The sequence below is a fragment of the Succinatimonas hippei YIT 12066 genome, assembly GCF_000188195.1.
In the GTDB taxonomy this organism is placed as follows: Bacteria; Pseudomonadota; Gammaproteobacteria; order Enterobacterales; family Succinivibrionaceae; genus Succinatimonas; species Succinatimonas hippei.
In genome coordinates this window covers 23,580-36,639 of the sequence record NZ_GL830968.1, presented here as the reverse complement: position 1 = coordinate 36,639, position 13,060 = coordinate 23,580, and the positions used below count along the sequence as shown (strand labels likewise).

The following is a 13,060-nucleotide window of genomic DNA, read 5'->3' as shown; positions in this document are numbered from 1 at the left end:
CGGTTTTAGTCCAGGATTTTGTCCGCACCCCCTTGCTTTAATCTTCAAACTTCTCTTACAATACGCCTAAAATCAACTACTTTAAAATTTATACGGCTTTTTTATGGTTTTAATCGGTATCATCGCCAGCATTTTTGCGGCGATAGGACAGGCACTGAATTGCGCTTTAACTAAAGACTGTCAGGAAAAATACCATATATACGGTTTCAGGATGCTCATAGGTGCCCATATCGGGATGGGTTTTATTTTGTTATGGCCGTTTATCTTTTGTTCTTACTATACTTATTTTGAGTGGGAACATTTAATTGATTTGTTTAAAATCAATCTGCCTTTTTTGTTTGCCCAATATTTTATGATGCAGTCCATAAGAGTCAGTGATGCTTCTATCGTTTCTCCTCTTTTAGTGCTCAAGATCCCGGTGCTTGCCGCAATTTCCATAGTTTTATTTAAAGACAGTTATGCAATCCATCAATATCTTGCCATTGCAGCAATCCTGCTTTTATCCTGGTATTTTTCATCTTTATCAGGACAAATAAAGATCAAGGCTCTGATTTTTGTTTTTTTGGCAAGTTCCTGTTATGTACTTTCGGATATTGCCATAACCAACTATGCTAAAAAATTTGCCGTTCATCCTATTGAACAAGTAATGATAGCCAATTGCTTTAACTATATAGCAGGAGCCCTCTTCTTCCTGCCTTGTGCTTTTATAAAGAAAGTAAAAGTTAAAGACGTATATAACTGTAAATATGTGGCGTTATCCTGGATCATTTCCGTAACGCTCATCGTAATGGGCTTTAATTTAAGCGGTTTAGTGTCCGGCACTATTATTCAATCTTTGCGCGGAGCCTTCGGCATTATCATCGCTTTGCTGTTTTTCCGTAACGAAATGGCAGATCACGGAGCAAGATGGCAGCTTAAAATTACAATCTCGATTTTAATGACTCTTGCAGTCGCTTCTTTCTATCTTTAAGCACGACGATGAGCTTTTTTATAAATCTCATGCATTCGAGCTGTTGCTACATGGGTATAAATCTGTGTAGTAGTAAGCGAGCTGTGTCCGAGCAAAAGCTGTACGGATCGCAAATCGGCATCATGATTTAACAGGTGCGTAGCAAAAGCATGACGAAAAGTATGGGGAGATGGAGCCTTAGACAGTCCGATCTTAGACGCATAATATTTAACCCGATACCAGAAGCCCTCTCGAGATAGCGGACCGACTCCTTTTCCCGACAAAAAAACATAAGGACATTGATTCTTAGGATCTTTGCTTATCCTGCCTTCCGCCAAATAGCGTTTTATCCACCATACGGCATTATCGCCAAGCGGAACCAGTCGTTCCTTATCTCCCTTACCGCGAATAATAAGATAACCGTCAACAAGATTTAAAGAATCAAAAGTAAGATTAACAAGCTCGCTTACTCGCAAACCGCAGGAATAAACCGTCTCAAACATCGCCCGATCTCTAAGTCCGACATCCGTATCGGTAGTAATTGCGTTAATAAACTCATCCACCGTTGCTTCGCTCATTATTTTAGGCAAACTTTGAGGAAGCTTGGGATTATCTATAAGAGACAAAGGATCGTCATCACGATAGTTCTCTAGCTTTAAAAAAGCTGAAAACGCACGCATAGAACATAAAAAGCGGGCCGTTGACCGAGCAGACAGCCGATCTTTTGCCGATGCTAAAAAACCTTCAATATCCTTACTTGAAAACTTGGCAGGCTCTACGCCTACTGAATCTAAATAACAAAAGAACTGATGCAAATCACTTAAATAAGCGGTAATGGATTTAGGCAAAAGACCGCGCTCTAATAAAAGATAATCTGTAAAATCCAAGCTCAGTCTGTTATTTTCAGACATTAAAGTTCCTCAAGACGCCTGAAAAAGTCATTAAAGAAACCTACTTCTTTGTCTGAAGCTTTTTCCACCGTGGCAAAATATTCATCATCGTCTTGAATAATACAGAACTGATAAACAGCATCTTCCTTAGGGAAATAACGCAACTCTTCAAATTGAGAATTAGGATTTAACTTCATGGGAGCAGATCCCGCCCTCATAACCCCCGGAGGGTAAGCATAACCGAAGTTACTGCCTTGCGACCAATTGTCATCGGCAAATTTAAAACGGTACGGAGTCCAGTCCGAGCGCAATGCTGCAAGCGTACAATACATACCCTCATCACGCTTTATAAGACGATTTGACGAAATCGCAGCATAGTCGTTCATTTCACCGCGCAAATAAATATCCTTTCCGTTTATTTTCATGGCATTTACGGAAATTAAATCAGGACCGGAAACCGAGCTGCAGGCCGACAGCATTGCAGCTGTCATAGCAAAGATCGAAGCTAAAACAGTACTTTTCACATTTATCTCCTTTTCCTCAATTATAGGGCAAAAGTTATCTGATGTAAGCACCTCTAACCGGTCTTATGCTTTATTCTTTGATCTTAAAAACAACCATAGCAGTCCACCGATATTTTAATTTTTCTGTTTAATTTTTTACCTGCAGCAAAAATACGGATCTTAACTATAGGCAACCTATTCCTGTATGAAAGTTTATACTTAAAAACAGCAAATTAACTTTACACATTATTTTTAAACAGACTGCTGCTTTTTTGCGCCCCCCTTGGAATATGCAATCGCGCAAATCGTACCGTTTGATTGTCTTAAATTAGAATTTAATATCATGATAGGAGCAAGCAAATCACTATCATTGCCGAATCTTAAAAATTAATGCACTAAGCTTGCATTGATTTTTTATTTAAACTTAGGATACCTGCCCTTTAAAGAACTTTTTAAACGCCTCATATAAATCCATTACTTTCTGCTGCAGGACTTGACTATGACAATACTCTTTTAAAATTTGCTTCCTCATGCACAGGAGATCCGATATCTATTATCCTGCAAAATATTGAGCAGCATAAAGCACCGGATTAAAACACGAGGATCTTCCCGCGATAATCTCCACCTTGAAGGACTGGGCTTTATCCGCTGATCTTTTTAGATAAAATCCTTATTCAGTACACGACAACATAAAGTATTGTATTACACAACAGTCAACAAAAATTTCAGCAATTTTCTGACAAATTTACAAGACATTAACTTTAACGCTTTATATCAAGCAACTTAAATTAACTGCCGAATAATAATTTAAAACCTATCCATGAAAACCCAACAAACGGCTATAATAAACAGTCAGCAAACGCTAAAAGCGTATCTTTAAAAATCAATACGGAAAGCTCCCGAGATAAGCCATGTCAGCAAACAGTAAACTTTTACATCATCCTTTGCGTATCGGAATTACGGGAGGCATTGCCTGCGGTAAGACTGCGGCATCAAGCGTTTTCAAAGATCTGGGGATAACCGTCATTGATTCAGATATCATCGCGCGTAAGGTGGTGGAGCCGGGATCAAAACTCTTACCTAAACTTATTGACACTTTCGGTAAAGAACTTCTTACTGACGACGGTTTTTTAAACCGTAAGCGTTTAAGAGAAATCGTTTTTTCCGACCCTAAAGCTTTAGCCTCCTTAAATGCTCTTATTCATCCTGCAATTCATGCAGAACTTGAAAAACAGGCCGATAAAGCCTCATCTGCATATACGGTTCTTGTTATTCCTTTACTTTTTGAGCATCATCTTGAAAACTTTGTCGATCGTATCTTAGTACTTGACGTTAAAGAAGAAACGCAAATTGAGCGCGTTATGAAACGGGACGGCTCGTCACGAGAAATCGCCTTAGAAATTCTTAAGAATCAGGTAAGCCGCGAAAAAAGGCGCGAACTTGCTGACGATCTCATAGAAACCGACGGTCTCTCTCTTAGTGAATTAAAAGAGCTCGTGTTAAACTTACATAAAAAATACTTAAAACTTGCCGCAAAGAGAAACTGATTTTATGTTGACTTATGATTTCCCCTTAAGCTCAAAATCACGTATTTATTTAAAATTCGAAACGTTATTTAAACGTATTGAAAACTGTAAGAATCTTGATTCTGAAGCAGAAATTTTGTGCATTACCCGCGGCGTTATTGATTTTATGGATATGCTTGACGGATCCGGTACCATTAAAATCGAAATTTTAAAAGATATCGACAGAATGGACAGCAAATTCAAGCAATGGGAGCAGGAGCCTGAGGTAAATACCGCTTTAATTAAAGATCTGCGCAAACAGCTTGCCGCAGCGCGCAGTACAATCGATCAGTTTTCAAGACAGCGTACCGTTCTTAAAAACGATCTTATTTTAGAAGGCATTAAACCGCGCTTTTTAACTCCGTGCGGAGTTAATAATTTCGATACCCCGCTTTTTTTGTTTTGGCAAAATCTGCCTAAAACCGAAAAACTTGAGACCATCAGCAAATGGCTTCATGAGCTTGATATTCTGCGCACTCCGATAACCACCATTTTAAAAATGTGGCGTCTTTGCTCTGAACCGCAAAAACGCATCGCCAAAAAAGGATTTATGCAGGAATCAGGAGATAACTGCGAATTTATTGAAATAAAATATCCTAAAACCGTACGCGCCTATCCTGTAGTAAGCGGTTTCCAATCAAGCATCAATGTCCGGTTTATTCCTTATGATAAAGGACAACGCTGCGGCGATATCGAATTTGAATTGACTTTCATTAAAGGAGCACTCTTGTGAGCTTAAAAGATTTACTGCCGCCCGGTACCTTTGATGAAATAGAATCAGAGGTCAAACACCATAAACAGACATCCCGCTTTGACGGCGATACTTTAAAAGTAAAATGCCCTATCTGCGGTAAAGAAATTATCTATTCAAAAGATAATCCGTTCCGTCCGTTTTGTTCCGAACGGTGTAAACTAATTGATTTAGGTGCTTGGGCAAATGAAGAGCGTACCGTAGCCGGACGCACGGTTAACGAAGACGAAGACGCCGATCTGTTAAACGATCCGAATTTGCCTAAACGTTTTGATAAAGAAGATAAGCAACTTTTTTAAGGATTAACCTTGGCACGCATCAAAAGAAAATCTGTCGTTTTAAGTGCTGTCGCAGCAGCGGTAGCTCTTGCGCTATATGCCCCGTGCCACTCTTTTGCAAACGACGATACCGAAAGTTTCAACGTAAAAACCGAAGTTAAAGAAACCACGGCACAAAGACATCTGCGTCTTACAAGCAGTCTTGCTACCGACACTATAATGGTTATGCAGGAAAACAGCTCACAAAAGTACCTGCAAAACCGCCATTTTGGCGACAGTGCCACTTTTCCTTTACGCTTATTTGCCAAACTTGAAAAAAATCCCTGGCGCCCGGCACCTTTCATGCCGATTTTAGAACGGGATCTGGAATGTTTTTACGGAGTTCCGTCATATAGAGTTCCTCAGGATTATGACGTCAACACCACCCCGATTAACGTCACAGCAGATACGCTTCAAGGAACCATCGATCAAAATCTGCTTTATAAGGGCAACGTCGTAATCACGCAGGCCGATGTGACCTTAAACGCCGATTCGACCGAATATGACCAAAACAGTACGACTTTAACGTCCACAGGCAATGTTTTATATAAAGCCCCGACCTACACTCTTTCAACAAAAAAACAGGTAACATCCAATCTGTCATCAAACATTACAACCGTACAAAATGCCGGCTACATACTAAACGGCTCTGTAGGAAGCGGGACTGCTGAACACTTGCAAATCGATGACGCCAACAAAACGGCGAATATTGACGGATTTACCTTTACCGGATGTCCGCCTGACGATAAGGTATGGGAAGTTACGGCCGGTGATGTAGAACTTATCCAAGGAGAATCTTTCGGCGAAGCGCACAATGCGACATTAAGAGTCAAAGGCGTACCCGTTTTTTGGACTCCTTATATTAATTTCCCGATATCAAATAAGCGCAAAAGCGGTCTTTTGTACCCGAGCATGTCTTATTCCTCATCAAAAGGATTTGATTATGCTCAGCCTATTTATTTTAATATAGCGCCGAACTATGACTATACTTTCACACCTCGCGTCATGGGTTTTCGCGGGGCGATGCTGCAAAATGAGTTCCGCTACATGCCGTTTGCCGGAACCCGCGGCGAAATAACTTTTGATTTTCTGCCAAACGACAGACGCTGGGATCTTGCCGGAGATAATCATCAGCGCTGGATGTTCGGCATCAAACATTTTTCAGGCTTTTTAAATAACGATTTAACTTTTAATATCGACTATAAGCGCGTTAAGCCTCACGATTATGATTATCTTTCCGATATCGGCTCCGATAATGCCCACGTCACCGATAATCATTTAGTACAAACTTTCCGCAGTGCCTACAATAAAGAAAAATATGATGTCTCGCTTGAACTGCGCAAATATCAAAGCCTTTTGCCTGATTACGCTTCAGTAATTAAGCCGTTCTCTATGTTGCCGCAGCTTAAGGCATCTTATTACGACACCTACGGAAATCTGTTTTTAAGAACCGACGGAGAGTTTACTTACTTTAACGCGCCCAATGAAAACCAATATCATAATTTCGGAGCTTCTCGTTTTCATCTGGAACCGTCGGCAAAATATCTTATTTACAATAACCGCGGTACGGAATTGTCCGCAGGCGGCCGTCTGTTCCTTACTCATTATGAGCAAGGAGATCTTAATGATTTACCAAGCCGCTACCGTAATCAATTAGGCTTTACTTCTTTTGATGACTCGGTAAACCGTGCTTTATACCTTATTGAAGTGCGCGGTAAAACCACCTTTGAACGTAAAGTATTTGACTTAAGACATACTCAGACTTTTGAGCCTGAAATTCAATATCGCTATATTCCTTATAAAAATCAGGATCACATCGGTCTGTACGATACTACCGATCGTCTTGAGGACTATTACTCAAACTTCTCGTTCCGTCACTTTGCCGGCATTGACCGCATCGCCGATACCAATGCAATTACGGTCGGCGTAACCAGCCGTATTCTTGATCCGCACGATCGTGAAATGTACCGTGTGGCTTTAAGCCAAACCTACAGTTTCGTGCCGACAAGAGTCACTCTAAATCCAAGTGATCCGATAAATCGCTACCCGAGTTCGCCTTTATCAGTAAGCATTGACGCAAGTCCTATTGAACCTTTAACCATGCACGCCATGGCTTCTTACGATAATGAAACTAATGAAGTTACCGCTTGGAACGCAATGAGTGAATATGCCACCCGCGACGGATTCAAAGCCCAAATAAGCTATCGATTTGCACAAGACGGCAACCGTACGCTCGACAGTCGTTATGTCGATTTAAAACAAATCGGTCTGCAGCTTGTTTATCCGATTACTCCTGACTTTAAGATCATCGGGGCAATGTACCGTGATCTGGAGCAGGCGGAAAATATCGATCGTAAAATTGCCCTGCGCTACGAGGACTGCTGCTATGCCCTTACTTTCATGTACGAAGACTACAACACTCCTGATTGGAGCGATTTGACGCGCGAGCATGAAAAACGCTTCGGCATTCAAATCGAGTTAAAAGGATTTGCCACTATCAACGTTAGCGGAGATGACAATCCTGCAAGTACCGATACGTACTTAATCGATCCGTTTAATCCGACTAACCTTAATCGTTAAAAACGGTATTTTGATGGTATATTTAGTAAAAAGTAAAAAAGGATTCAACATGTTCGGCAAAAGAATAGCTCTTGCGTTAACCGCTGCTTTAGGAATTGCCTTTAACGCCAATGCTCAAACTTTAGATACGACTGCTGCCGTCGTAAATAACGATATTATTCTGACCAGCGAACTTGATGCCATGCAAAAAGAAATGGCCGCAAATTTCGCCTCCCGCGGACAGCAGGTAAGTCCGGTTAATGCAAGAAAAGCAGCGCTTGAGCAGCTTATCACTAAAAGTCTCATTTTGCAGCAAGCTAGAACTCACGGCTTAAATCTTAATGATATGCAGCTTGATCAAGCCCTGGAACAGTTTGCCGCACGTAACGGCGTCAGCGTCAAGACGCTCTTAGATCAAATGGGCCCCGGTCTTAGCGAAGCTGCGCAGCGTGAAAGATTCCGTGAAGATTTGATTATAGGCGAAGTCCGCCGCAATCAGGTAAGAAACCGCATTAAAATCTCTGATAGTGAAGTAAAACTTCTTGCTAAAAATCTTAAGCAATTAGGATCTGTAGAGCCGAGCTACCATCTGTCGCAGCTTATTGTCCCTCTTGCTGCAAACGCAACTTCAGCTCAAGTCCAAAGAGCAGTAAATACCGTTGACAAAATCAAAGCGGATCTGAGAAAAGGTGCAGACTTTAATGATTTAGCCGCTCTTTATACCCAAGGTTCACTTGCCGCCCAAGGCGGAGATCTCGGATATATTCCCGAAAGCCGTGTACCTGTTCCTTTTTTACCTTCTCTTTTAAAATCCAAACCCGGTGCCGTTATCGGTCCGATTCGCTCACCTTACGGACTGCACCTTATTAAATACGTAGGCGTAACCGACGGCGCCGTCAAAACAATTACGATGTATGACGCAAGCCATATTCTGCTTACAACCTCTATTGTTTATCCCGATGAAACAGCCGTTAAAGAGCTTAACCTCTTACGTGATGAGATTTTAAAAGGTGCAATAAGTTTTTCCGACGCCGCCAAAAACTTCTCTGAAGATCCTGGATCGGCCATTAACGGCGGAGATTTAGGCTACGCTACTCCCGACAGATACGATCCGGCTTTCGCCGCTGCTATGGTGCGCTTAAAACCGGGGGAAATCAGTGAGCCCGTCCGCTCCTCATTCGGCTATCATTTAATCAAATTAAACGATATTAAGACCGATCTTGATTCAGACGCTTCCTATGAAGATCAAGCGCGTAATCTTATCTTCGAACGCTTGTTCAGAGAAGAATCAATCGCCTGGGAAAGAGAGTTGCGCGATACCGCATATATACATGTCTCCGATCCGACTCTGTTAAACGCCGGAATCGATATCGATCAGGAACAAAACACTTCTTCAAATAATGGCTAATCGTATTGTAATTACTCCGGGCGAGCCTGCAGGCGTCGGCCCGGAGCTGATGTATCATCTTGCTCAAAAAGACTTTGATGACCAAATCGTCATTATCGGTTCAAAGTCTTTACTAAAAGAACGTTTTGACGCTCTTAATCTTAAAGTTGCATTTAAAGACTTTGATAAAGATACCAAGCCTTCTCCATCACCAAAAGGAGAACTTACCGTCTTAAATGTTGATCTTGCCGTTCCGTCAGTTCCCGGAAAGCTCGATCCTAAAAACGCTTCTTATGTTTTAAAATGCCTTGATATCGCTAACGATCTCTGCATAACCGATAACGCACAGGCGCTTGTAACCGGTCCGGTTTCCAAAGCTGTTTTGGATTCCGGCTCATTGCACTTTACCGGACATACCGAATATCTGCAGCAGAAATCTCAGGTAAAAAAAGTCGTCATGCTCCTTGGCAGCCGTGAACTGCGCGTTGCTTTGGCCACAACCCATTTACCTTTAAATGAAGTCAGCAAAGCCATCACCAAAGAATCGCTTACTGAAGTTATTTCTATTTTGCATCACGATCTTAAAGAAAAATTCGGCTTTGAAGATCCTTTAATTTATGTTGCAGGGCTAAACCCTCATGCAGGTGAAAACGGACACCTCGGCACTGAAGAAATTACCACCATCATTCCTGTTTTAAACGAATTGCGTAAGCAGGGAATGAAACTTGAAGGCCCTTACCCTGCCGACACTCTTTTTCAGCCTAAGTATTTAAAAAATGCCGCAGCTTTTTTAACCATGTATCACGATCAGGGACTGCCTGTTTTAAAATACGCAGCATTCGATCACGGCTACAACACCACCTTAGGTTTACCTTATATAAGGACTTCTGTCGATCACGGAACAGCTTTGGATCTTGCCGGAACCGGTAAGGCAGATCCGGGCTCGCTTTATGCTGCCGTAGATCTTGCTTCTTTCATGGCTCGCGCTCGGAGAAAATAATGGCTCTACCACCGCCCCATCTTAAAGCCCGCAAACGCTTCGGGCAAAACTTTCTTGTTGACGATTTTATTATCGGCGCTATTGTCGATGCCATTAACCCTAAAGAAGGCGATTATTTAGTTGAAATCGGTCCCGGACATGCAGCCTTGACCCGTCCTGTACTTGAACGAGCCAAAGCCCTTACTGCAATTGAACTTGATAGGGATTTAGCAGCGATTCTGCGTTCCGACCCTTTTTTAAAAGGACTTACGTTAATTGAAGCAGACGCTTTGAAAGTAAATTTCGAAGCATTGCCTGGATCCGGAGATCTGCGGGTTTTCGGTAACCTTCCCTATAACATTACCTCTCCTATTATTTTCCACCTGTTGTCACAGCGCGGAATCAAAGACATGCACTTCATGCTGCAAAAAGAGGTAGTTGACAGATTATGCGCGGGTCCTCATTGTCGCGATTACGGTCGTCTTACCGTCATGGTTCAATATCATGCCGAAGTAATTCCTGTTTTGGATGTTCCTCCGGAAGCTTTTCGTCCGCGCCCTAAAGTAAATTCTGCCGTAGTAAGACTTAAACCTAAGAATTTGACTGATGACGAACGTGCTTTAGCTCCTTTTCTCAACACTGTTGCATTAAACGCATTTAATACCCGAAGAAAGACTTTGCGTAATTCCTTATCAACGTTATTTTGCACCGAAGAAATGCAGGATCTTAATATTGATACCACCTTACGTGCAGAAGATTTAAATCTTGCGTCTTTCGTCGTTTTAGCCAAAGCTTTGCGTGATAAAAAGCTAAATGAGGAAACGATATAATTAATGGCAAATATTAATCATCCGCTTACCGAGCTTTATTTAAGAAACCATGATCTGCTGCAGGGAAAAGATGTCGTTTTTGCAGGTGACATCGATTCCATGCAAGTTCTGCACCTTGCAAAAGGTTGTAAAAGCGCAGTATTTATCATTGATAATTATGCAATTGCCTGCCAGTGCGCCGCCGCTCTCGGCAAAACTCTCAATCATGAAATAAATCAAAGCGTCACCGTAGGTTTTATCTCTGTAATTTTTGCTCCCCTTACCTTAGCTGCAGAAAAAATCACAAAATTTTCTTGTCTTACTCTGTTTTTAAGTAAAGCCAAACAAAAAAGTGCTGAAATTTTAAGATCGTTAGCTCCCAAACTTGAACAAGAGAGCCTTATCCTTATTGCCGGGAGTAATGACGGCGGCGGCAAAAGTGCTGACGGACTTTTAAAAGAATGCGGAGAGCCTTATAAAGTTGACACCGCACGTAAATGCACCCTTTTTGCAGTAAAACCTGCTTCCCCCTTTTCACCCTTAAAAGCATGTCCCGATATTTGCTATGAAAATTTGCAATTAAAGCAAAAGTACGGAGTGTTCTCACAAGGCCGCGTCGATGAAGGAACTTCGCTGCTGCTTAAAAACCTTCCGCAGAATTTAAACGGATTAAAAGCTCTTGATTTAGGCTGCGGCTGCGGCATTATCGGTCTGTATCTTGCTAAAAAAGGTGCAAATGTCACCTTTAGTGATATAAGTGCCGAAGCTTTGTTTTTGGCTGAGTTGAATGCCAAAGAAAACGATCTTAAAGAAAGCTGCGAGTTTAAAGCATCTTTCATGCTTGATGACGCGCCTGGCTTTGATGTTATCGCCACTAACCCGCCTTTTCATGAAGGTATCAAAAAAGCCGAGAAAGTCACTCTGGAAATGATAAAAGAAGCCCCCAATCATCTTAACAAGGGAGGTGCTTTATATCTTGTAGGCAATAGCTTTTTAAATTACGGACCGACACTTGAAGAGGCTTTTGAAAAAGTAACAGTGATTGAAAGCAATAAACGCTTTAGCGTATTTAAAGCATCAAATTAATAATCAGGCACCTTTTGTCAGGTGCCTGTCTTTTTACTTAAACTTAGGATACTTTTTTATAATAAGATACACTCACATCATATACTTTATAATCTATAAAAGATTTAATGTTAGACATATCTTCATGCGTTGAACTTTTCTTGTCACGAATAGCTTTTACCGTATATTTATAAGTAGTATTTAATACAGCTAAATCTGCATTAAGTTTATGACCTAAACTTTCTATTTTAACTTTGTCTGATGTAGGGAACAAATTAGGCTCTCTACGTTTAAAAGTCTTATTTTCTATAAGTACATAACCGTCAGCCGCCAGATCCTGCAAATTCACAGCATTGATATCTACTACTTTTAACTCATCGGCCATGGTTAAACCTGAAGATAACGCTAAAGAGATGCCGCCGCAAAGAATTAACAGTTTCTTTAAATGCATCGTTTTTCCTCCTTTAATGCATTAACGATGCTTTCATTGTAAAAACAAACGTTTACGGCAAAGAACACAAAGACCAAATGTGTCAAAATAAAAAGACATCACTTTAAATTTTAAAAATTTTTTAGACTCTCAAAAATTACGTCACAGGCCTTCTCTTCATTTAAAAACGGATGGGTTTTATTTCCCAATCTGACAAAATCAATATAGCCAAAAAGTAAGGTATTAATATAAGAAGCGGCGACATTCAAATTGATCTTGTCTGGAAGCTGTCCTTTTATTACTGCATTTTTAAGCGCAGACTTTAATCTCTCATGCCTTAACGCAATTAAAGCAGCAAATTCTTGTCTAAGTGTTTCATTCGAATCAAACTGCAATGCTGCAGATTCAACAAAACGAAACACCTTTTTTTCCATTAGCTCTAAAACCTCATTTTGAGTATGTAATAAAACCCACTGTTTTATTAAAGACATAGGATCTTGAGTGGTTGGTTCGGCTGCCTGCTTTAGCAGCGTAAAGACCGATCCTCGTTCCGAAAGATATGAACAAAGTTCACAAAGCAGTGTTTCTTTATTAAAAAAGTGCCAATATATTGAACTTCGCGAAACTTTTGCCAACTTGGCAATATGTGCAACTCCAGTAGAATCGAATCCGCGTTCTGAAAACAGCTTGAATGCCGCCTTTAAAATTCTTTCTTTTACCTCAGAAGACTCTTGATGCGATTTATTTGCCATATGAACGCCCTTAATCTATAACTACTAAAATTGACAACTTTCTGCTCGATCCTTTAACAAAATTAATACCACGATCAGCCAAATTTTTTATTATATTTCTTTAA

General features: G+C 40.8%; 13 protein-coding genes. 9 read left to right on the top strand and 4 right to left on the bottom strand.

Annotated features, from left to right (window positions below; all coding sequences use genetic code 11):
- Nucleotides 1-103: 103 nt before the first annotated feature.
- Complete coding sequence (locus HMPREF9444_RS03125; RefSeq protein WP_009142893.1) at nt 104-970, top strand: hypothetical protein; 867 nt, start codon at nt 104-106, stop codon at nt 968-970.
- Here the strand turns inward: HMPREF9444_RS03125 and HMPREF9444_RS03120 are convergent.
- A complete protein-coding gene (locus HMPREF9444_RS03120) occupies nt 967-1,860 on the bottom strand; it encodes a site-specific tyrosine recombinase (RefSeq protein ID WP_009142892.1) in 894 nt (297 codons plus the stop codon). The genes HMPREF9444_RS03125 and HMPREF9444_RS03120 overlap by 4 nt on opposite strands.
- Entirely contained in the window at nt 1,860-2,363 is a 504-nt protein-coding gene (locus HMPREF9444_RS03115) for an early set domain-containing protein (protein ID WP_050778987.1), read from the bottom strand. Before HMPREF9444_RS03115 ends, HMPREF9444_RS03120 begins: the two co-directional genes overlap by 1 nt.
- Nucleotides 2,364-3,253: 890 nt before the next feature.
- Between HMPREF9444_RS03115 and coaE the strand changes: the two genes are divergently transcribed.
- Genes coaE through HMPREF9444_RS03075 form a run of 8 tightly spaced genes read left to right on the top strand, consistent with a single transcriptional unit; the run spans nt 3,254 to nt 11,795 of the window.
- Complete coding sequence (gene coaE, locus HMPREF9444_RS03110; RefSeq protein WP_009142889.1) at nt 3,254-3,889, top strand: dephospho-CoA kinase; 636 nt, start codon at nt 3,254-3,256, stop codon at nt 3,887-3,889.
- A 4-nt stretch (nt 3,890-3,893) separates the two neighbouring features.
- Nucleotides 3,894-4,640, top strand: coding sequence for a cell division protein ZapD (gene zapD / locus HMPREF9444_RS03105; protein WP_009142888.1), 747 nt, complete (start codon nt 3,894-3,896; stop codon nt 4,638-4,640).
- Nucleotides 4,641-4,678: 38 nt separating this feature from the next.
- Entirely contained in the window at nt 4,679-4,957 is a 279-nt protein-coding gene (yacG, locus tag HMPREF9444_RS03100) for a DNA gyrase inhibitor YacG (protein ID WP_050778988.1), read from the top strand.
- A gap of 9 nt (nt 4,958-4,966) precedes the next feature.
- Nucleotides 4,967-7,555, top strand: a complete 2,589-nt coding sequence (locus tag HMPREF9444_RS03095; protein WP_009142886.1) for an LPS-assembly protein LptD — start codon at nt 4,967-4,969, stop codon at nt 7,553-7,555.
- 49 nt (nt 7,556-7,604) lie between these two features.
- Nucleotides 7,605-8,942, top strand: a complete 1,338-nt coding sequence (locus tag HMPREF9444_RS03090) for a peptidylprolyl isomerase (RefSeq protein ID WP_187363643.1) — start codon at nt 7,605-7,607, stop codon at nt 8,940-8,942.
- Complete coding sequence (gene pdxA, locus HMPREF9444_RS03085; protein ID WP_198002746.1) at nt 8,932-9,921, top strand: 4-hydroxythreonine-4-phosphate dehydrogenase PdxA; 990 nt, start codon at nt 8,932-8,934, stop codon at nt 9,919-9,921. Before HMPREF9444_RS03090 ends, pdxA begins: the two co-directional genes overlap by 11 nt.
- Complete coding sequence (gene rsmA, locus HMPREF9444_RS03080; protein ID WP_009142883.1) at nt 9,921-10,730, top strand: 16S rRNA (adenine(1518)-N(6)/adenine(1519)-N(6))-dimethyltransferase RsmA; 810 nt, start codon at nt 9,921-9,923, stop codon at nt 10,728-10,730. Before pdxA ends, rsmA begins: the two co-directional genes overlap by 1 nt.
- Nucleotides 10,731-10,733: 3 nt before the next feature.
- Nucleotides 10,734-11,795: a class I SAM-dependent methyltransferase gene (locus HMPREF9444_RS03075; RefSeq protein ID WP_009142882.1), complete on the top strand. Its 1,062-nt coding sequence runs from the start codon at nt 10,734-10,736 to the stop codon at nt 11,793-11,795.
- A 43-nt stretch (nt 11,796-11,838) separates the two neighbouring features.
- On the opposite strand, the gene HMPREF9444_RS03070 is transcribed toward HMPREF9444_RS03075, so the two are convergent.
- Entirely contained in the window at nt 11,839-12,225 is a 387-nt protein-coding gene (locus tag HMPREF9444_RS03070; protein WP_009142881.1) for a hypothetical protein, read from the bottom strand.
- Nucleotides 12,226-12,335: 110 nt separating this feature from the next.
- Complete coding sequence (locus tag HMPREF9444_RS03065; RefSeq protein ID WP_009142880.1) at nt 12,336-12,956, bottom strand: TetR family transcriptional regulator; 621 nt, start codon at nt 12,954-12,956, stop codon at nt 12,336-12,338.
- Nucleotides 12,957-13,060: the final 104 nt, after the last annotated feature.

Excerpts from the sequence above, each read along its gene's own strand:
- HMPREF9444_RS03075 (WP_009142882.1), top strand. The coding sequence starts at position 10,734 with ATGGCAAATATTAATCATCCGCTTACCGAGCTTTATTTAAGAAACCAT.
- HMPREF9444_RS03090 (WP_187363643.1), top strand. The coding sequence starts at position 7,605 with ATGTTCGGCAAAAGAATAGCTCTTGCGTTAACCGCTGCTTTAGGAATT.
- HMPREF9444_RS03070 (WP_009142881.1), bottom strand. The coding sequence starts at position 12,225 with ATGCATTTAAAGAAACTGTTAATTCTTTGCGGCGGCATCTCTTTAGCG.
- HMPREF9444_RS03065 (WP_009142880.1), bottom strand. The coding sequence starts at position 12,956 with ATGGCAAATAAATCGCATCAAGAGTCTTCTGAGGTAAAAGAAAGAATT.
- zapD (WP_009142888.1), top strand. The coding sequence starts at position 3,894 with ATGTTGACTTATGATTTCCCCTTAAGCTCAAAATCACGTATTTATTTA.
- coaE (WP_009142889.1), top strand. The coding sequence starts at position 3,254 with ATGTCAGCAAACAGTAAACTTTTACATCATCCTTTGCGTATCGGAATT.
- rsmA (WP_009142883.1), top strand. The coding sequence starts at position 9,921 with ATGGCTCTACCACCGCCCCATCTTAAAGCCCGCAAACGCTTCGGGCAA.
- HMPREF9444_RS03125 (WP_009142893.1), top strand. The coding sequence starts at position 104 with ATGGTTTTAATCGGTATCATCGCCAGCATTTTTGCGGCGATAGGACAG.
- HMPREF9444_RS03120 (WP_009142892.1), bottom strand. The coding sequence starts at position 1,860 with ATGTCTGAAAATAACAGACTGAGCTTGGATTTTACAGATTATCTTTTA.